Here is an 18,736-nt window from a genome sequence, read left to right as displayed (position 1 = left end):
GGCACCCGGCCTTCCCTGCGCCCTCTTGGACGAGAGGGCGGAGAGATCAAGCAAAGCTCGGGCGAAACACGCCGCGAGATCGGGCAGGCGTGTCTGAGAATTGAGATGCCTGTGCCTGCCGCAACCGAGAGGGGGTAGGCCCGACTCACTCACGGGTGCCGGCGTCGCCGTCGGAACGAGGTGCAGTTCTCCAGCTAAAAAATCAAAGGTTGTATAACATCGTCCCTGCGAGGTATCGCGGTAGGCTAATCCGTGTCTTCCTGGTTACGATTGTGCCGCCCGCGCAACACTCCTCTTCGATTTAACCCTCGTCGCGGGTGGTTCGCATCGCCGCCGCTTTTTGGCCACACCCGAACATGAATAAAATCGCTCTAATGTTTTAGAGAGCAGCGGCGGTCTTCGAAGGCAACGAGAAAATCCCAAGGTCGATTCAAATCTTGGCTCTGATTTTTCGGGTCTGAAAGGGTTGGCTGGGGAAACTGGTTGCATGGGCGCGAAGATCGACAAGCAGAGGCTGCCGAGCCGTCACGTGACGGAAGGCCCTGCGCGCGCGCCGCATCGGTCCTACTTCTATGCGATGGGTCTGACCACCGAGCAGATCCACCAGCCTTTCGTCGGCGTCGCCTCGTGCTGGAATGAAGCGGCTCCCTGCAACATCGCCCTGATGCGCCAGGCGCAGGCGGTGAAGAAGGGCGTGGCATCGGCCGGTGGGACGCCGCGCGAATTCTGCACCATCACCGTGACAGACGGCATCGCCATGGGCCATGACGGCATGCGCTCCTCGCTGCCGTCACGCGAATGCATCGCTGATTCCGTCGAACTGACCGTGCGTGGCCATGCCTATGATGCGCTGGTCGGGCTTGCCGGCTGCGACAAATCGCTGCCGGGCATGATGATGGCGATGGTCCGTCTCAACGTGCCCTCGATCTTCATTTACGGCGGCTCGATCTTGCCCGGCAATTTCCGCGGGCAGCAGGTCACCGTGCAGGACATGTTCGAGGCCGTCGGCAAGCATTCGGTCGGCGCGATGTCGGACGAGGATCTCGACGAGATCGAGCGCGTGGCCTGCCCTTCGGCGGGCGCCTGCGGTGCGCAGTTCACGGCCAATACGATGGCCACGGTGTCCGAGGCGATCGGCCTTGCGCTGCCATACTCGGCCGGTGCCCCGGCACCCTATGAGATCCGCGATGCGTTCTGCATGACCGCGGGCGAGAAGGTGATGGACCTGATCGCGTCCAACATCCGGCCGCGCGACATCGTCACCCTCAAGGCGCTGGAGAATGCGGCTGCCGTGGTCGCCGCGTCAGGCGGCTCGACCAATGCTGCGCTGCACCTGCCGGCGATCGCACATGAGGCCGGCATCAAGTTCGACTTATTCGACGTCGCCGAAATCTTCAAAAAGACACCATATGTCGCGGATTTGAAGCCGGGCGGCCGTTATGTCGCCAAAGACATGTTTGAAGTAGGTGGCATACCGCTTCTGATGAAGACGCTGCTCGACAACGGCTTCCTGCACGGTGATTGCCTTACCGTCACGGGCCGCACGATCGCCGAAAACCTCAAGAGCGTGAAGTGGAATCCGCACCAGGACGTGGTGCACCCGGCAGACAAACCCATCACCGTCACGGGCGGTGTGGTCGGTCTGAAGGGAAATTTGGCGCCAGAAGGTGCGATCGTGAAAGTCGCGGGAATGTCCAACCTCAGGTTCACCGGTCCGGCCAGGTGCTTCGACCGTGAGGAGGATGCTTTCGAGGCGGTTCAGAAGCGCACTTACCGCGAAGGCGAAGTGATCGTGATCCGCTACGAGGGGCCAAGGGGCGGCCCCGGCATGCGGGAAATGCTCCAGACCACAGCAGCGCTGACCGGCCAGGGCATGGGCGGCAAGATCGCGCTCATCACCGACGGCCGCTTCTCCGGCGCGACCCGCGGCTTCTGCATCGGCCATGTCGGGCCGGAGGCGGCGGTCGGCGGACCAATCGGGCTGCTTGAGGACGGCGATATCATCGAAATCGACGCGGTCGCCGGTACGCTTAACGTAAAATTGAGCGACGCCGAGCTCGCCCAGCGCAAGACCAAATGGAGCGCTCGCGCGACTAATCATACGTCGGGTGCGCTCTGGAAGTATGCTCAGCAGGTTGGACCAGCGGTCGGAGGGGCAGTGACCCATCCGGGCGGCGCGCACGAGAAACAGTGCTATGCGGACATTTAGGCGTGCCACAGTTGCGTTTGTGTTGGGGGCGGCCGCGCTGGCCGCGCCGGCGCTCGCCTTTGACGGTGCGCCGGTCAACCCCAAGGATGCGGCCATCCCGGTCGTGACCAACTTGCCGGGAAGCGCGACGACCTTGCGCGGCAAGGTCGCGCCGGTGACGCAGGAAACCTCGCTCAGCGCCCTGCAATATGCTGCCGAGGGCGGTCACCCGATCGCGCAGTGGAAGCTCGGCCGCATGTACGCCAATGGCGACGGTGTCGCTCAGGACGATCTGCGCGCCTTCGAATATTTCAGCCGGATCGCCAACGCGCATGCCGAGGACAGCCCGTCGGCCCCGCAGGCGCAGATCGTGGCCAACGCCTTCGTCGCGCTCGGCCGCTACTATCTGGCCGGCATTCCGAATTCGAAGGTCAAGGCCGATCCGGACCGGGCGCGGGAGATGTTCTCCTATGCCGCCTCCTATTTCGGCAACGCGGACGCGCAGTACGATCTCGCCCGTCTGTACCTGAAGACCCCCGACGCCTCGCGTGAGGACTTCCGCTACGGTGCGCGCTGGCTTGGTCTCGCCGCGCAGAAGGGACAGCACCAGGCGCAGGCGCTGCTCGGCCAGATGCTGTTCAACGGCGACCGCCTGCCGCGGCAGGCCGCACGCGGCCTGATGTGGCTGACCCTGGCGCGCGACAGCGCAGGTCCCGACGAGGTCTGGATCAAGGAAAGCTACAACCGCGCCTTCGCCAAGGCCTCGGACGACGACCGCGCCATGTGCCTGCAGATGCTGGAGCAGTGGGTGCAGGGCCGCCGGGAGTAAGCGGCCGAGGCGGCTTCAGGCCGCCTCCAGATCCAGATCCGCCCATACCGGCACGTGGTCCGACGGCTTCTCCCAGCCGCGGACATAGCTGTCGATTCCGACATTGGCGAGCCGGTCGCTGGCCTGTGGCGACAGCAGCAGATGGTCGATGCGCAGGCCCTGGTTCTTCTGCCAGGCTCCGGCCTGGTAGTCCCAGAAGGTGTACAGCCCCGGCTCGTCGGTGACGGCCCGCAAGGCATCGGTCAGGCCGAGGCCGAGCAGGGACTGAAAGCTCTCCCGCGTCTCCGTCTTGAACAGGGCGTCCTCGGTCCAGGCGGCCGGATTGTGCACGTCGCGGGCCTGCGGGATGACGTTGAAGTCGCCTGCGAGGATCAGTGGCTCCTCCGCCTTGAGACGCTCCTTCGAATATTCAAGAAGCCGCGACATCCATTTGAGCTTGTAAGGGTATTTCTCCGTCCCGACCGGATTGCCGTTGGGTAGATAGAGACAGGCGATACGCAGTACCCCGCGCTTGAGGGTCACCACGCCTTCGAGGAAGCGGGCATGCGTATCCTCGTCGTCGCCGGCGAGCCCCGACTTGGTCTCGTCGAACCGGAGCTTGGAGAGCAGGGCGACGCCGTTGAACGTCTTCTGCCCGTGCGTGACCACGTTGTAGCCGAGCGCCTCGATCTCCAGCCGCGGGAAGGCCTCGTCGACGCATTTGATCTCCTGGAGGCAGACGATGTCGGGCTGGCACTCCTTCAACCAGGTCAGGAGGAGATCAATCCGCTGCCGGACCGAGTTCACGTTCCAGGTGGCTACTCTGATGGACATATCGACGGCTCCGGGCAGGAGGCATGGTTAGAACAAACTGCAAACGCGCCCGTCAAGGACGCCGCAAAATCACCCACAAAATTAACCCGGCTTAAGCAGGCGGCAGGTCATTGATCGTCAAAAGGTTGCTGATGGGATGGCCGGACAGTCAATGAAGCGAATTGAGCCGCGTGACGGCCTGATCGGCGCATTCCTGTATTGGCTCGGCGGCTTCGAGATCGAGGACGGCCTGATCGCCGATCTCAGCGAGCGGCAGGTCCGCCGCATCCGCGCCAAGCAGATCGACGCCGTGACGCGGTTGATCCCGGTCACCATGGCGGTGACGATGCTCAACGTCGCCATCGTCCTGATCATGTTCTGGGGCAGGGGCTGGAACGACTTCCTCGCGATCTGGGGCCTGACGCTCGCCGCCACCGCTTCGCTTGCTGTGCGCTCATGGCGTCGGTCGCATCAAAATCCGCCGCAGGAAGCCTCCACCCGCGCTGGCCGACAGATGCTGCGGCAGGCCTTCTTCCTCGCCGCAGTCTGGGGCGCGCTGCCGCTCGCCCTGTTCAGCCGCGTCGAGCCGACCGGCCAGCTGATCCTGGCCTGCCTGATGGTCGGCATGATGTCGGGCGGCGCCTTCACGCTCTCGACATTCCCTCGTGCGGGTCTCGTCTATCTCGCCACCATGACCGTCGCCTGCGCCGGTGCGCTGCTCCTGTGCGGCACCGGGCCCTATCTGGTGACCTCGGTGTTCCTGCTGTTGTTCGCATTCTTCATGGCGCGCAACATCGTCTCGCAGGGCAACCTGTTCCTCGGCAATCTCAAGGCCCAGTTCGAGCTCGAGCGCCAGACCGAGATCATCTCGCTGCTGCTGAAAGACTTCCAGGAGAACGCCAGCGACTGGCTGTGGCAGACCGATGCCGACGGGCATCTGGTCGACGTACCCCAGCGCTTCGCGGACGTCGCGCAGCTGCCGCTTCCACTGCTGAAGGGATCACACTTCGCCGATGTGCTCGACATGCTTTGCCCAGAGGACAAGCGCGCAGCCTACAATGTCGTCGGCCTGATGGAGCAGAATGAACCGCTGCACGAGATGAACCTCACGGTCGTCGCCGGCGGCGAGGCGCGGCTGTGGTCGCTGACGGCCAAGCCGGCCTATGACCGCGACGGCCAGTTCCTCGGTTATCGCGGCTTCGGCCGCGACGTCACCGAACGCTGGCGCGCTGAAAAGGCCGAGGCCGAAAGCCGCGCCAAGTCCGACTTCCTTGCGGTGATGAGCCACGAGATCCGCACGCCGATGAATGGTGTCCTCGGGCTCGCCAGCATGTTGCTTGAAACCACGCTCGACCCCGAGCAACGCGAAGCCGTCGCCACGATCCGCGACTCCGGCGATAATCTCCAGCGTATCCTCAATGACATTCTCGACTTGTCCAAGCTCGAGGCCGGGCGCTTCACCTTCGAGGCGATCGATTTCGTCCCGCAGGCGCTGGTCGAAGCTGTCGCAACCGTTGTTCGCGCAGGCGCCAAGAGCAGGGGACTGACCGTCAACGTCGAGCTCGATCCAAACCTGCCGCCGACGCTGCGCGGCGACGTCGCGCGCATCCGCCAGGTGCTGCTCAATCTCGCATCCAATGCGGTGAAGTTCACCGATGAAGGCGAGGTGACGATTTCGGTCACCTGCCAGGCGCGGCGCGACTTGCTGGCGACCGTCGAATGGACGGTCACCGACAGCGGCATCGGCATCGCCCCGGAAAAGCTGGGCCAGCTCTTCAGCGACTTCGCCCAGGCTGACGCTTCGATCAGCCGCCGCTTTGGCGGCACCGGCCTCGGGCTTGCCATCTCACGGCGGATCATCGAGCAGATGGGCGGCACCATCGGAGTCACCTCGACGCCGGGCGAGGGCTCGAGTTTCCGCTTCACGCTGGTGTTGCCTTGGAGTCAGGTGCCGGTATCGGACCAGGCCACAGGCCGCGATGAGGCCGAGGAGCTCAAGGCCCGTATCGCCAGTCTCGACCGGCCGCTGAAGGTGCTGGTCGCGGAGGACGATGCAGTCAATCGGATGGTCGTAAGCAAGATGCTGGGCGCGTTCGAGGTCGAATTGCGTGTCGTCACCGATGGTGTCGAGGCCGTCGCGGCGGCATCCGAGAGCGATTACGATGTCGTGCTGATGGACGTGCGCATGCCCGATATGGATGGGCTCGCCGCGACGCGGGCGATCCGGGCGCAAGGCGGGAGCTGCAAAGCCTTACCCATCATAGCACTTACGGCCAATGCCTTCTCGGAGGATGTCAAGATCTGCCGCGAGGCGGGCATGTCGGACTTCCTTGCCAAGCCGCTGCGCAAGCCGGCGCTGGTCGCGGCGTTGCTGCGTGCGCTCGACGGCTACACCATGTCGGAGGACGCGCCGCTCCAGCCGGAGCTGGCGCCGATCGAGGTGGAGTGGACGGAGGAGGAAAGGCAGATAACCGGAGCGTAGCCGCCTCAGACCGAGAAGCTGGTGCCGCAGCCGCAGGACGCAGTGGCGTTCGGATTGTTGACGCGGAACGAGGCGCCGATCAGGTCATCGACGAAATCGACCTGCGACCCCGCCAGGAACGGCTGGGAGGCGGAATCGACCAGCACCACCGCATTGTCCTGCTCGATTACGAGATCGTCGTCGGTACGGGCCCGGTCGATGTCGAACTTGTACTGGAAGCCGGAGCAGCCGCCGCCCTCGACGGAGATGCGCAGCATCGCGCCGGAGCCTTCGCCCTTGAGGATCTCCCCAATCCGGCGTGCGGCGCGGTCACTGATGGTCACGGCAGTCGTCATGGTCGGTCTCCGATCGTCCCGCAGTCACAGAAAGGTCTTGCCCATTTCATTTGGTGTCCCGCGTCCGGCATAGTTAAGTGCAAGGATACGCAGAATCAAATGGATAGGGACTAAATTCGTCGTGTCCGTCGGAATGGCAGCCCCCCGCGCGCCCTATGCCTGCGACCCCGATCGCAGCCGAGGCCGGCTGGTCACCGAGCCCCCGAGCCGGACCCGCAGCCCGTTCCGGCGGGATTGCGACCGGGTCATCCATTCCACCGCGTTCCGCCGCCTGAAGTACAAGACCCAGGTGTTCGTGTTCCATGAAGGCGACCATTATCGCACCAGGCTGACCCACTCGCTGGAGGTGGCACAGATCGCCCGAGCGCTGGCCCGACAGCTCGGGCTGGATGAGGACCTTACGGAAACCCTGGCGCTCGCCCACGATCTCGGCCATCCGCCCTTTGGCCATGCCGGCGAGCGGGCGCTGGATGCCTGCCTGAGGGAGTTTGGCGGCTTCGATCACAACGCCCAGACGCTCCGCGTCGTCGCTTCGCTCGAGCACCGCTATCCCGAGTTCGATGGGCTGAACCTGACCTGGGAAGCGCTGGAAGGAATCGTCAAGCACAACGGTCCGCTCACCGATCGCAGCGGCGCCCCGGCCGGACGCTATCGTGAGCACGGCATTCCCGTCGGGATAGCCGACTACATCAAGACCTATGACCTTGAATTGTGGAGCTTCGCCTCGCTGGAAGCGCAAGTCGCCGCAATCGCGGACGATATCGCTTACGATGCCCACGACATCGATGACGGCCTGCGGGCCGGCCTCTTCAATCTCGACGAACTGAAGGTGATGCCGCTCACCGCGGAGATCATTGCCGAGACTTCGGCGCACTATCCCGATCTCGAAGACGTCAGGCGCGGTGCCGAACTGGTGCGCGAGCTGATCTCGCATCTGATCGGTGCGGTGTTCACCGAGGCCCAGAGGAACCTTGCGGCGCTCAAGCCGCAATCGGCCCAGGATGTCCGGCAGCAGAGCAGGGCGCTGATCGCGTTTCCCGCCGAGGTCGCCGAGGAGGAAGCCGCCATCAAGGGCTTCCTGTATCAGCACATGTATCGCCACGAGCGCGTGATGCGGGTGATGGGGCAAGCGGAGCAGATCCTGTTCGACCTGTTCGCAAGGTATTTGAAGGAGCCGTCCGAACTGCCGCCTGAATGGCTGCTGGGCGCGGAGGCGGACAATGAGGGCGACCGGGCGCGCCGGATCGGCAATTTCATCGCCGGAATGACCGACCGTTTCGCCCTGACCGAGCACCAGCGGCTTTTTGACTCGACCCCGGATTTGCGTTAGGCGGCGCCCATGCCCCAGACCTCCTCATCCCTACATCTGTTCGCCGACGTGCTGGCGCGCGTGCACGCCGCCTGCCGCGCGCTCGCCGCGGAAGCCAATTGGCCCGAGGGCATCGATTTCTCGCGCGTCGTTGTCGAGCCGCCGCGCGATGCCTCACATGGCGACATGGCGACCAACGCAGCCATGGTGCTGGCGAAGGAGGCGAAGGCCAAGCCGCGCGATCTTGCCGAGAATATCGCCGAGCGGCTTCGTGCCGACACGCTGATCGCCAAGGTCGACGTCGCCGGACCCGGCTTCATCAACTTGACGCTGAAGCCAGCCGCCTGGGCCGAGGCGCTGCGGACGGTGCTGCGCGAAGGGGCCGATTACGGCCGTGTCCGCGGCGGCGCCAAAGTCAATGTCGAGTACGTCTCTGCCAATCCGACTGGGCCGATGCATGTCGGCCATTGCCGCGGCGCGGTGTTCGGCGACGCGCTGGCGAGCCTGCTTCAGTTCGCAGGTCACGACGTCACGCGCGAATATTATATCAACGACGCCGGCGCCCAGGTCGACGTGCTCGCGCGCTCAGCGTTCCTGAGATATCGCGAGGCGCTCGGCGAGAACATCGGCGCCATTCCGGAAGGGCTCTATCCCGGCGACTACCTCAAGCCGGTCGGAGCGGCGCTGGCCAAGGAGCATGGCGACAAGCTCCTGGCGAAGAGCGAGGCCGAATGGTTGCCGACAGTGCGCGCCAAGGCGATCGGGATGATGATGGACGAGATCAAGGACGATCTCGCCGCCCTCAACATCCGCCATGACGTATTCTTCTCCGAGCGCTCCCTGATCGAGACCGGAAACAACAAGGTTGCCGAGACCATCGATTTCCTGAAGGCCAAGGGCGACATCTATGAAGGCCGACTGCCGCCGCCGAAGGGCGCGCCGGTCGAGGATTGGGAAGACCGTGAGCAGCTGTTGTTCAAGGCGACGGCCTACGGCGACGACGTCGATCGTCCGCTGATCAAGTCGGACAATTCCTACACCTACTTCGCTTCCGACATTGCCTATCACAAGAACAAGTTCGACCGCGGCTTTGCCGAGATGATCGACGTCTGGGGCGCCGACCATGGCGGCTACATCAAGCGCATGCAGGCGGCGGTGAAGGCGACGACGTCAGGCAGGGGGGCGCTCGACGTCAAGATCGTGCAGTTGGTGAAGCTGCTGCGCAATGGCGAACCGGTGAAAATGTCCAAGCGAAGCGGGGACTTCGTCACCTTGCGTGAGGTGGTGGATGAGGTCGGCCAGGACGCCGTCCGCTTCATGATGCTCTACCGCAAGAACGATGCGGTGCTCGATTTCGACCTTGCCAAGGTCATGGAACAGTCGCGCGACAACCCGGTTTTCTATGTCCAGTACGGCCACGCCCGCGGCCATTCGATCTTCCGCAACGCGCGCGCCGAGGTGTTCCCGGAGCTGCCTGAGGATACCGGTACTCGGATCGCCTGGCTCGGTGAGTCGGCGGTCGAGCGGCTGTCGGACCCGGTCGAGCTTGAACTTCTCAAGCGCCTCGCAATATATCCACGTGTGCTCGAAGCCGCCGCCGCGGCCCACGAGCCGCACCGAATCGCCTTTTATCTCTATGATTTAGCCAGCGAATTTCATGCACTTTGGACGAAGGGGCGCGATTTGCCCTATTTACGCTTCATTATCAATAATGATGCAGATCTAACGAAGGCGCGGCTGGCCATGGTCCAGGGCGTCGTCTCGGTCCTGGCATCGGGCCTCGCCATCCTCGGCGTCCATGCCCCGGACGAGATGCGGTAGTTTGGGGCGAACTACTTAAGGGGATTCGGGGGTAACCGGCAGAAGCCGGATCGCTTAGACTTGGTTGAAAGCCTTGTGGGTCGAAAGCCGTGCCTTGGTCGAGGGGCGCGCGGCTTTCCCGAAGGGACGCATCATCACGATGGCCGAACGATATCAGGACAGACCGTTTCCTTCCGATGACTATGGTCGCGGTGGCGATCAGTATGGGAAGGCGGAGAGCGATCCCTTGGCCGAGCTCGCCCGTCTGATCGGGCAGACCGATCCGTTTGCGGCGCAGGGACGGCCGGCTGCGCGCTCCCCGGCCGCGCCCACGCAAAGCTATGGGGAAGACGGGTACCGCCAGCACGACGACCGGCAGGACTACGCCGAGCAGGCCTCGCCGCCTGGGCCACCCTCATGGATGCGGCGCGCCAATGTGCAGCCGCAGCCGGCACCCGCGCCGGAGCCTGACTATCCCGTCTCGGTAAGCCCGGTTCATCCGCTACATCGCTATTCGGCCAGGTCCGCCGCGCCCGAACCTGTTCATCAGCCGCAGGCCTATCAGGATCACGGCCAGGAGAATCAGTCTTACCAGGATCAGTCCTACCAGGATCAGGCCTACCAGCAGCACCGTCCGTCTTACCAAGAGCAGTCCTATCAGGAGCCGTACGCGCCGGATCCTTCGCGCTACGATGATGCGCTCTACGGCCGCCTCGAGACAGGTGAGCAGGACTATCAGCGCGATCCGTCCTATCCGGACGATCCTTATGCGTTCCAGAGCGACTATCCCGAAGCCGAACTCGACGAGCCGAAGAAGCAGCGCGGCGGCATGATGACAGTCGCGGCGATCCTGGCGCTTGCCGTGGTGGGCACTGGTGCGGCCTTCGCGTACAAGACCTATATCGGCTCGCCCCGCAGCGGCGAGCCGCCGATCATCAGGGCCGACAATGCGCCGACCAAGATCGTGCCCGCGCCGAGCGATTCCTCGGCCAAGGTGCCGGACCGGATGGTCAGCGGTGACGGCACTGAGAAGATCGTGCCGCGCGAGGAAGCCCCGGTCGACGTCAACGCAAAGGCGGGCGGTCCCCGAGTGGTGTTCCCGCCACTGAACCAGAATGCGAACCCACCGTCTGTGGCGAGCGTCTCGCCGTCTGCAATTCCCGCGCCGAGCTCGGGAGCCGTCCCGAGCAATGGAACGTTGCCAAGCAATTCGCCGCGCCCGATCCGGACCGTGGCCGTGAAGGGAGACCAGACCGACAGCGCGCCACCGCAATCGGCTGCAGTCAAGCCGACGCCAGCGGCGCCGAAGCCTGTTGCTGCACCCGCTGTGCCGGCCACGCCGCGCAATCCGCCGACCTCGGCCAATGCCAGCGTCCATCAGCCGATGTCGCTGGCCCCGCAACCGGCGGCCGAGCCTTCGCAGAGGATGGCTGCGACTAGTCCGACTCCGCTCGCGCCCGCCAGCAGCGGCGGCGGCTACATCGTACAGGTCTCCTCGCAGCAGAGCGAGGACAGTGCCGCCGCGTCCTACCGCGTGCTTCAGAGCAAGTACGGCAACGTACTCGGCTCCCGCTCGCCGGTGATCAAGCGGGTCGACCTCACCGACAAGGGCAAGGGGATCGTCTACCGCGCCTTCGCTGGCCCGTACGCTTCGGCCGAGGAGGCGACGCAGGCTTGCAACAGCCTGAGGGCCGCCGGCTTGTCCGCCTGCTTCGTCCAGAGGAATTAAAGGCCGTTTCCTTGACCCCCTCGCGGGTCAGGGTTAATCGGCCGTCATGAGCACGCGGGCCTTCATTACCGGCGTATCCGGAACGGAACTCACCGCCGCCGAGCGGGAGTTTATCCGTGACCAGCGCCCGTGGGGCTTCATCCTGTTCAAGCGCAATGTCGCGACGCCGACGCAAGTCGCTGCGTTGGTTGCGGAATTGCGCTTTGTCGCGAATGCTCCCGACGCGCCTGTCCTGATCGATCAAGAGGGGGGACGGGTGCAACGGCTGGGCCCGCCGCACTGGCCGGTCTACCCGGCGGGCGCCACGTTCGCGGCCTTGTACGACACTGATTCGGCCCTCGGGCTTACCGCGGCGCGTCTCAGCGCACGGCTTATCGCGGCCGATCTCGCCGATCTCGGCATCACTGTGGACTGCCTGCCGCTGGCCGACGTGCCGGTGCCGGGCGCCGATGCGGTCATTGGCAACCGGGCCTACGGCACTGAGCCGGGCAAGGTCGCGGCTATTGCCCGGGCGGTCACCGAGGGGCTGGAGCAGGGCGGCGTGCTGCCGGTGCTCAAGCACATTCCTGGGCACGGCCGGGCCACCGCCGACACTCATTTCAAGCTGCCGACGGTCGACACGCCTCGGGCCGAACTGGAACGGACCGATTTCGCCGCGTTCAAGCCGCTCGCGGACCTGCCGATGGCCATGACTGCACATGTTGTGTTTAGCGCCGTGGACCCCGCCCATCCGGCGACGACATCTGCGACAATGATTGCTGACGTGATTCGCGGCGCAATCGGGTTCCAGGGTTTGTTAATGAGTGATGACGTGTCGATGAACGCGCTGTCGGGGAATATCGCCGAGCGGACCCGCGCCATCTTCGCGGCCGGCTGCGACGTGGCCCTGCATTGCAACGGCAACATCGAGGAGATGCGCGACGTCGCCGGCCAGGCACCCGAACTGTCCGGCAGGGCGCTGGAGCGCGCGAACGCCGCGCTTGCGGCCCGCAAGCCGCCGCAGCCGTTCGATCGGGCGGCCGCACGCGCGGAACTGGACGCATTGATCGCACGGGCAAACACGGCATCCGCATGACCGCAGAAATCCTATCGTTCGAAACCGGGCGGCCAGCAGAGCTCGCCGAGGGTGAGCCGGCGTTGGTGGTGGATGTCGAGGGCTATGAAGGGCCTCTCGACCTGCTGCTCGCGCTGGCGCGTCAACAGAAGGTCGACCTCGCCAAGATTTCGATCCTGGCGCTCGCCGACCAGTACCTTCACTTCATCGAGGCCGCGCGGAAGATTCGGCTGGAGCTGGCGGCTGACTACCTCGTCATGGCGGCCTGGCTCGCCTTCCTGAAATCGCGGCTATTGCTGCCGGAGCCGCCGAGCGCGGAGGGGCCGAGCGCGGAGCAGATGGCGACGGCGCTGGCCAACCGCCTGCGCCGCCTCGAAGCCATCCGCGAAGCCGCCAACCGGCTGATGAACCGGCCGCAATTGCAGCGCGACATCTTCCCGCGGGGCGAGCCCGAGCAGATCGCCGAGATCAAGCATCCGAAATACACGGCAACGCTCTACGATCTGCTGACCGCCTATGCCGCGCAGCGCCAGTCGCGCGTGCTGGCGAGCGTGCATCTGGCCAAGCGCACGGTGTGGTCACTTGCCGAAGCGCGCGCCACGCTGGAGCGATTGGTTGGCAGCCTCAACGAACAGGATGACTGGGGCGTGCTGGACGATTTCCTGATCCGACACGTCGCCGATCCGACGCAGCGGGCAACAGTGTTCGCCTCGAGCTTCGCCGCCGCGCTTGAGCTGGTGCGCGAAGGCCAGCTCGAGCTGAACCAGAAAGAGGCGTTTGCGCCGATCTATTTCCGGAAAGGGCGCCAAAAACCGGTCCTGGACGCAGCTCCTGCGCCTGATGCGCCGGTCGCCTAAGTGCAAGAAGGAGAATCTGCCATGGCAAGCCTGGCTGAAGTGCGCGTAGAAGAGGCCGAGCCGATGGAGAACGAATCCCAGGCGCGTCCGGAGGAATTGCGGCTGCTGGAAGCGCTGCTGTTTGCGTCGAGTGAGCCGCTGGATACCGCCACGCTGGCCAAGCGGATGCCGGAGGGCGTCGATGTCAAGGCCGCGCTCGAGCAGCTGCAGGCCGACTATGCCCTGCGCGGGGTAAACCTCGTTCGCGTCGCCAACAAATGGACCTTCCGCACTGCCGGCGATCTCGCTTGGCTGATGACCCGGGAGAGTACCGAGACGCGCCGCCTGTCGCGTGCCGCGATCGAGGTGCTGGCGATCATCGCCTACCACCAGCCCGTGACGCGTGCCGAGATCGAGGAGATCCGTGGCGTCGTCACCTCAAAGGGCACGCTCGACGTGCTGCTGGAGACCGGCTGGATCAAGCCGCGTGGCCGCCGCAAGACGCCGGGCCGTCCCTTGACCTTCGGAACCACTGAGGAATTCCTGTCGCAGTTCACCCTTGAACAGCTCGGCGATCTGCCGGGCCTGGAAGAGCTGAAGGGCACGGGTCTGTTGGATTCGCGCCTGCCGACCGGATTTAGCGTACCGACGCCGTCCGATGATCCGGCGCTGCGCGAGGACGAGGATCCGCTGGAACCAGGCGACCTCGATCTTGCGCTGGCGCCAGCGGTCGAGCCCGAGACCTCGCAGGAGCCGCCGGCAAGTGGCGATGAGGGAGCCGGCGAGGGTAGCAGCGAAGGTGGCACCAACGAGTGAGTCCCGGTGCTTTACGGCCCCTGCGACCGGTTAACACTAGCAAGATTGCGTAGTGCCGACAGCGAATTGGCGCCGCCTTGGTCCTTGTTTTTGAGACCTGCCAAGCCTAGGTTTCGGTGAAGATCGGCCGGGTCCCCGGCCATGCGCGTTTGGAGGGTTGCAGGATGGGTTCACTCAGCATTTGGCACTGGATCTTGGTGATCGCAGTGGTCCTGCTGCTGTTCGGCCGCGGCAAGATTTCGGATCTGATGGGCGACGTGGCGCAGGGCATCAAGGCGTTCAAGAAGGGCATGCAGGACGACGACAAGCCCGCAGACAAGCCCGAGCCGGCGAAGTCCATCGAGCACAATGGCGCGCCGACCGCGTCCCGGTCCGACGTCGGCAGCAAGGCCGTCTGAGCCGAAAGAGCACGCGAGACGTGGGTAGCGGCCCCGATCCTGCGCGCGAGGGATTGGGCCGGCTTCGGCTGGCGTGAACGGAAGACCTCATGTTCGACATCGGGTGGAGTGAACTGGTCCTGGTCGGGGTCGTGGCCCTGATCGCCATCGGCCCGAAAGAGCTGCCGGGCGTGCTGCGTATGGTCGGACAGTGGATGGGCAAGGCCCGCAAGATGGCCGCCGAATTCCAGGGCCAGTTCCAGGAAGCTATGCGCGAGGCGGAGATGGCCGACCTCAAGAAGAGCTTCGACGAGGTCAAGGAAGCCGCGACCGGCTTCACCAGCAACAATCCGCTCACCTCGCTCCAGAAGGACGTCAGCGACGCGCTTCGTGTTGATGCGCTGGACAAGCCGGCGGAGACGTCGACGACGACAGCCGTCGATCCGCCTTCGACGCCCACGACCCCGGAAGCGCCGACACCCGCGACCTTCATGGAAGCCGAGGCCCATGCAGCTGCGAACGAGCCGCTCGCGATCACTCGTGAGGTCGAACAGGCGGCGGTTGCGCAGGACACCGCACCATCCGAGGCAATCAAGGACGCCAAAGCGTCATGACCGACGCCGATATCGAGGCCAGCAAAGCCCCGCTGATGGACCATTTGATCGAGCTGCGTTCGCGGCTCATCAAGGCGCTGCTTGGCTTCGGCATTGCCTTCATCTTCTGTTTCTTCTTCGCCAAGCAGATCTACAACGTGCTGGTCTGGCCGTTCGTGTGGGTGGCGGGGCCCGAGAATTCGAAGTTCATCTACACGGCGCTGCTGGAATATTTCATCACGCAGCTGAAGCTCGCGCTGTTTGGGGCAGGCTTCATCTCGTTTCCAATCGTGGCGACGCAGATCTACAAGTTCGTCGCGCCCGGACTCTACAAGCACGAGAAGCAGGCTTTCCTGCCATATCTGGTCGCCACCCCCTTCTTCTTCGTGCTGGGCGCGGCGCTGGTCTACTTCGTCGTGTTGCCGATGCTGGTCCGCTTCTCGCTCGGCATGCAGCAGACCGGCAGCGACGAGACAGCACAGATCCAGTTGCTGCCCAAGGTCGGCGAATACCTGTCGCTGATGATGTCGCTGATCTTCGCCTTCGGCATCGCTTTCCAGCTTCCGGTGATTCTGACGCTGCTCGGGCGGATCGGCATCGTCAGCTCGACGATGCTGCGCGAGAAGCGCCGCTACTTCATCGTCTTGGCCTTCGTGATCGCAGCCGTGCTGACGCCGCCCGACGTGCTCAGCCAGTGCTCCCTCGCGTTTCCGCTAATGGCGCTGTACGAGGGCTCGATCCTCGCGGTGGCGATGGTGGAGAGGAAGGCGGCCGCCGCACAGGCTGCGACCGGTACCGACGTCTCGACGCCGGCCAATCCGGCGGAGTAGGGCGCTTTCGTCCGATCATCGCGCTGCTCCGCCATGATTCGTCATACCCGGGCTTGACCCGGGCATCCACGACTTGATCTAAGGCGGCAGACACGTGGATGGCCGGGATAGACCCGGCCACGACGGGAAAGCAGCCATGCACGACATCAAATCGATCCGCGACAATCCGCAAGCCTTCGACGCCGGCCTCGCACGGCGCGGTTTGAAGCCGATGTCGGCCTCGCTGCTGGCGATCGACGAGAAGCGGCGCGCGGCCATCCTCGCCTCCGAGCAGGCGCAGGCGCGGCGCAATGCGGCCTCCAAGGAGATCGGCGACGCCAAGAAGGCCAAGGACGAGGCGCGCGCAGCGAAGCTGATGGCCGAAGTGGCCGAGCTCAAAACCACGATGCCGCAGCTCGAAGCCGCTGCGAAGGCAGCCGACGAGGAACTGGCGAAAGAGCTGTCGGCAATCCCGAACATTCCTTTCGATGACGTGCCTGATGGGGTCGACGAGCACGGCAACGTCCAGCACCATGTGTTCGGTAAAAAGCGGAACTACAGCTTCGCACCGAAGCTCCATGACGATCTCGGCGCCGCGCTCGGCTACATGGACTTCGAGGCGGCCGCAAAGCTCTCTGGTGCGCGTTTCGTCGTGCTCAAGAAGGCGCTGGCGCGGCTCGAACGCGCCATCGGCCAGTTCATGCTCGACCTGCACACGACAGAGCACGGCTACACCGAGATCAATCCGCCGCTGCTGGTCCGCAATGAGGTGATGTTCGGCACCGGGCAGCTGCCGAAATTCGAGGACGATCAGTTCTGGGCGATCAAGGGCGAACTGCTCGCATCGCCGGACCATGAGCGGCTGAAGACGGAGCGCCTCGGCCTGATCCCCACCGCTGAAGTCTCGCTGACCAATCTTGCGCGCGAATCCATCCTCGACGAGAAGCAGCTGCCGATGCGCCTCACGGCGCTGACGCCGTGCTTCCGCGCCGAGGCGGGCGCTGCGGGACGGGACACTCGTGGCATGATCCGCCAGCATCAGTTCACCAAGGTCGAGCTGGTCTCGATCACGACGCCCGAGACCAGCAAGGACGAGCTGGAGCGGATGCTGTCCTGCGCCGAGCAGGTGCTGCAACGGCTCGGCCTGCATTATCGCGTGATGACGCTGTGCGCAGGGGACATGGGCTTCTCGTCGCAGAAAACCTATGACATCGAGGTCTGGATGCCCGGGCAGGGCGATGGCGGTATGTTCCGCGAGATCTCGAGCTGCTCGGTCTGCGGCGACTTCCAGGCCCGGCGCATGGATGCCCGCTCGCGCGGGCCGGACGGCAAGCCGCGCTTCGTGCACACGCTGAACGGCTCCGGCACCGCCGTCGGTCGGGCACTGATCGCTGTGATGGAGACATATCAGCAGGAGGACGGCTCGATCGCTGTGCCGGACGTGCTCCAACCCTATATGGGCGGCCTAAAGGTGGTCGCGCGCGAGTAGGGTTGCGAAGATTGGCCGGCCGGCTATCCTGCTGGCGCCTCAACGCGAACCCACCGTTCATGCCCTTGCACCGCGACATCTTCTGGGTCGGCCGACAATGGGCGGTGACTGGTGCCGGAATCCAGGCCATCGATCAGCGCCTTCGCGGTGTGCTCGACATCGCGATCGCGCGGCTCTGGGACGATGATCTCGTGCAGAGCCGACGGGCCAAGCCTGGTGTCAATGCTGCCGACTTCGACAAGGCGCTGACGGTGGCACGCGAACGCTTTCCGAAGGCGCCGGTGTCTGGTCCGGTCGTCGCCCAGCGGGGGACGCTCGGCGCGATCGAGACTCCCGTCGTAAGTCCTGTCGTGCCGGCGATGAGCCTGCGCGCGGAAGGCCGGCTCGCGCGCTTCCTGCCGCAATGGCGGATTCGTCGCTAGCGGGGATCGGGGGGAACCTGCCGCCCGGGCTCCGATCAGGCCGGTTTGCCTGATGGGCCACGGCCGGATATGACAGATCAAACGGCTTTTGTGGAATCGATCTGGCGCATGCGCATTCTCTGCACCAATGACGACGGCATTCACGCCCCAGGGCTCAAGGTCGTGGAGGAGATCGCGCGTGCCTTGTCCGACGATGTCTGGGTGGTGGCGCCCGAGCTCGACCAGTCCGGCGTGTCGCACTCGCTGTCGCTAAACGATCCCTTGCGCCTGCGCGAAGTCGGCCCGCGCCACTTTGCTGTGCGCGGCACGCCGACGGACTGCGTCATCATGGGAGCCCGCCATATCCTGGGGGCCAAGCTGCCCGATGTCGTGCTGTCCGGGGTCAACAAGGGTCGCAACGTGGCCGAGGACGTGGTCTATTCCGGCACCATTGCTGGCGCGCTGGAGGGCACCATCCTGGGGCTGCCGTCGTTTGCGTTGTCGCAAGAGTTCAGCGTTGAGACCCGCGACCGGCCGCCGTGGGACACCGCGCGCAAGTTCGGACCCGACATCGTGCGCAAGGTGATCGCCGCCGGTGTTCCAAAGGACACGGTGATCAACGTCAACTTCCCGTCATGCGCGCCGGAGGATGTGCTGGGCGTCCGCGTCACGCGGCAGGGCAAGCGCAACCTCGGCTTCCTCAGGATCGACGAGCGCAGGGACGGCCGCGGCAATCCGTATTTTTGGATCGGCTTCGAGCGGACAGCAATGCTCGACACGCCCGACGCCGGCACCGATCTGGCGGCGCTGCGGGAGCGCTACGTCTCGGTCACCCCGCTCAGGCTCGACCGCACCAATGAGGCGTTTTCGGAGCAGCTCAGCGCGACGCTGAAATAG

General features: G+C 64.7%; 17 protein-coding genes. 15 read left to right on the top strand and 2 right to left on the bottom strand.

The window, feature by feature from the left end:
• Nucleotides 1–487 precede the first annotated feature (487 nt).
• Nucleotides 488–2,209, top strand: coding sequence for a dihydroxy-acid dehydratase (ilvD, locus tag K408_RS0132895; RefSeq protein WP_024342675.1), 1,722 nt, complete (start codon nt 488–490; stop codon nt 2,207–2,209).
• Nucleotides 2,196–3,017 (top strand): tetratricopeptide repeat protein, encoded by an 822-nt coding sequence (locus tag K408_RS0132890; protein ID WP_024342676.1) that lies wholly within the window; start codon nt 2,196–2,198, stop codon nt 3,015–3,017. Before ilvD ends, K408_RS0132890 begins: the two co-directional genes overlap by 14 nt.
• Before the next feature lie 15 nt (nt 3,018–3,032).
• On the opposite strand, the gene xth is transcribed toward K408_RS0132890, so the two are convergent.
• Nucleotides 3,033–3,830: an exodeoxyribonuclease III gene (xth, locus tag K408_RS0132885; protein WP_029674613.1), complete on the bottom strand. Its 798-nt coding sequence runs from the start codon at nt 3,828–3,830 to the stop codon at nt 3,033–3,035.
• Between the two features lie 151 nt (nt 3,831–3,981).
• Here xth and K408_RS0132880 point away from each other — a divergent pair, with 151 nt between their 5' ends.
• Nucleotides 3,982–6,291, top strand: a complete 2,310-nt coding sequence (locus K408_RS0132880; protein ID WP_024342678.1) for a PAS domain-containing sensor histidine kinase — start codon at nt 3,982–3,984, stop codon at nt 6,289–6,291.
• Between the two features lie 5 nt (nt 6,292–6,296).
• Here K408_RS0132880 and erpA read toward each other — a convergent pair whose 3' ends face one another.
• Nucleotides 6,297–6,626, bottom strand: coding sequence for an iron-sulfur cluster insertion protein ErpA (gene erpA, locus K408_RS0132875; protein ID WP_024342679.1), 330 nt, complete (start codon nt 6,624–6,626; stop codon nt 6,297–6,299).
• Between the two features lie 133 nt (nt 6,627–6,759).
• Between erpA and K408_RS0132870 the strand changes: the two genes are divergently transcribed.
• The 12 genes from K408_RS0132870 (at nt 6,760) to surE (ending at nt 18,736) form a co-directional block, all read left to right on the top strand.
• On the top strand, nt 6,760–7,956 hold the full coding sequence (locus K408_RS0132870) for a deoxyguanosinetriphosphate triphosphohydrolase (RefSeq protein WP_035698760.1): 1,197 nt from the start codon (nt 6,760–6,762) through the stop codon (nt 7,954–7,956).
• Nucleotides 7,957–7,965: 9 nt separating this feature from the next.
• Entirely contained in the window at nt 7,966–9,756 is a 1,791-nt protein-coding gene (gene argS, locus K408_RS0132865) for an arginine--tRNA ligase (RefSeq protein ID WP_024342681.1), read from the top strand.
• A 139-nt stretch (nt 9,757–9,895) separates the two neighbouring features.
• Nucleotides 9,896–11,464, top strand: a complete 1,569-nt coding sequence (locus K408_RS0132860; protein WP_024342682.1) for an SPOR domain-containing protein — start codon at nt 9,896–9,898, stop codon at nt 11,462–11,464.
• Between the two features lie 46 nt (nt 11,465–11,510).
• On the top strand, nt 11,511–12,539 hold the full coding sequence (gene nagZ / locus K408_RS0132855) for a beta-N-acetylhexosaminidase (protein WP_024342683.1): 1,029 nt from the start codon (nt 11,511–11,513) through the stop codon (nt 12,537–12,539).
• Nucleotides 12,536–13,375 carry a segregation and condensation protein A gene (locus tag K408_RS0132850; RefSeq protein WP_024342684.1) on the top strand — a complete coding sequence of 280 codons (840 nt, stop codon included), beginning with the start codon at nt 12,536–12,538 and terminating at the stop codon, nt 13,373–13,375. Before nagZ ends, K408_RS0132850 begins: the two co-directional genes overlap by 4 nt.
• A gap of 21 nt (nt 13,376–13,396) precedes the next feature.
• A complete protein-coding gene (gene scpB, locus K408_RS0132845; protein ID WP_024342685.1) occupies nt 13,397–14,170 on the top strand; it encodes an SMC-Scp complex subunit ScpB in 774 nt (257 codons plus the stop codon).
• Nucleotides 14,171–14,334: 164 nt separating this feature from the next.
• On the top strand, nt 14,335–14,568 hold the full coding sequence (locus K408_RS0132840) for a twin-arginine translocase TatA/TatE family subunit (protein WP_024342686.1): 234 nt from the start codon (nt 14,335–14,337) through the stop codon (nt 14,566–14,568).
• A gap of 89 nt (nt 14,569–14,657) precedes the next feature.
• Complete coding sequence (gene tatB / locus K408_RS0132835; protein ID WP_024342687.1) at nt 14,658–15,161, top strand: Sec-independent protein translocase protein TatB; 504 nt, start codon at nt 14,658–14,660, stop codon at nt 15,159–15,161.
• A complete protein-coding gene (tatC, locus tag K408_RS0132830) occupies nt 15,158–15,970 on the top strand; it encodes a twin-arginine translocase subunit TatC (RefSeq protein ID WP_024342688.1) in 813 nt (270 codons plus the stop codon). The genes tatB and tatC overlap by 4 nt, the downstream gene beginning before the upstream one ends.
• 136 nt (nt 15,971–16,106) lie before the next feature.
• Complete coding sequence (serS, locus tag K408_RS0132825) at nt 16,107–17,438, top strand: serine--tRNA ligase (RefSeq protein ID WP_024342689.1); 1,332 nt, start codon at nt 16,107–16,109, stop codon at nt 17,436–17,438.
• Between the two features lie 59 nt (nt 17,439–17,497).
• A complete protein-coding gene (locus K408_RS0132820) occupies nt 17,498–17,860 on the top strand; it encodes a hypothetical protein (RefSeq protein WP_024342690.1) in 363 nt (120 codons plus the stop codon).
• Between the two features lie 108 nt (nt 17,861–17,968).
• Nucleotides 17,969–18,736, top strand: coding sequence for a 5'/3'-nucleotidase SurE (gene surE / locus K408_RS0132815; RefSeq protein WP_024342691.1), 768 nt, complete (start codon nt 17,969–17,971; stop codon nt 18,734–18,736).

The organism is Bradyrhizobium sp. in8p8 (assembly GCF_000426845.1).
In the GTDB taxonomy this organism is placed as follows: Bacteria; Pseudomonadota; Alphaproteobacteria; order Rhizobiales; family Xanthobacteraceae; genus Bradyrhizobium; species Bradyrhizobium japonicum_C.
This window is presented reverse-complemented; position numbering and strand designations above follow the sequence as displayed.

Coding starts and splice junctions, on each gene's coding strand:
- serS (WP_024342689.1), top strand. CDS start 16,107: ATGCACGACATCAAATCGATCCGCGACAATCCGCAAGCCTTCGACGCC.
- K408_RS0132840 (WP_024342686.1), top strand. CDS start 14,335: ATGGGTTCACTCAGCATTTGGCACTGGATCTTGGTGATCGCAGTGGTC.
- tatC (WP_024342688.1), top strand. CDS start 15,158: ATGACCGACGCCGATATCGAGGCCAGCAAAGCCCCGCTGATGGACCAT.
- scpB (WP_024342685.1), top strand. CDS start 13,397: ATGGCAAGCCTGGCTGAAGTGCGCGTAGAAGAGGCCGAGCCGATGGAG.
- K408_RS0132820 (WP_024342690.1), top strand. CDS start 17,498: ATGCCCTTGCACCGCGACATCTTCTGGGTCGGCCGACAATGGGCGGTG.
- K408_RS0132890 (WP_024342676.1), top strand. CDS start 2,196: ATGCGGACATTTAGGCGTGCCACAGTTGCGTTTGTGTTGGGGGCGGCC.
- K408_RS0132880 (WP_024342678.1), top strand. CDS start 3,982: ATGAAGCGAATTGAGCCGCGTGACGGCCTGATCGGCGCATTCCTGTAT.
- ilvD (WP_024342675.1), top strand. CDS start 488: ATGGGCGCGAAGATCGACAAGCAGAGGCTGCCGAGCCGTCACGTGACG.
- nagZ (WP_024342683.1), top strand. CDS start 11,511: ATGAGCACGCGGGCCTTCATTACCGGCGTATCCGGAACGGAACTCACC.
- K408_RS0132870 (WP_035698760.1), top strand. CDS start 6,760: ATGGCAGCCCCCCGCGCGCCCTATGCCTGCGACCCCGATCGCAGCCGA.
- argS (WP_024342681.1), top strand. CDS start 7,966: ATGCCCCAGACCTCCTCATCCCTACATCTGTTCGCCGACGTGCTGGCG.
- K408_RS0132860 (WP_024342682.1), top strand. CDS start 9,896: ATGGCCGAACGATATCAGGACAGACCGTTTCCTTCCGATGACTATGGT.
- K408_RS0132850 (WP_024342684.1), top strand. CDS start 12,536: ATGACCGCAGAAATCCTATCGTTCGAAACCGGGCGGCCAGCAGAGCTC.
- erpA (WP_024342679.1), bottom strand. CDS start 6,626: ATGACGACTGCCGTGACCATCAGTGACCGCGCCGCACGCCGGATTGGG.
- xth (WP_029674613.1), bottom strand. CDS start 3,830: ATGTCCATCAGAGTAGCCACCTGGAACGTGAACTCGGTCCGGCAGCGG.
- surE (WP_024342691.1), top strand. CDS start 17,969: ATGCGCATTCTCTGCACCAATGACGACGGCATTCACGCCCCAGGGCTC.
- tatB (WP_024342687.1), top strand. CDS start 14,658: ATGTTCGACATCGGGTGGAGTGAACTGGTCCTGGTCGGGGTCGTGGCC.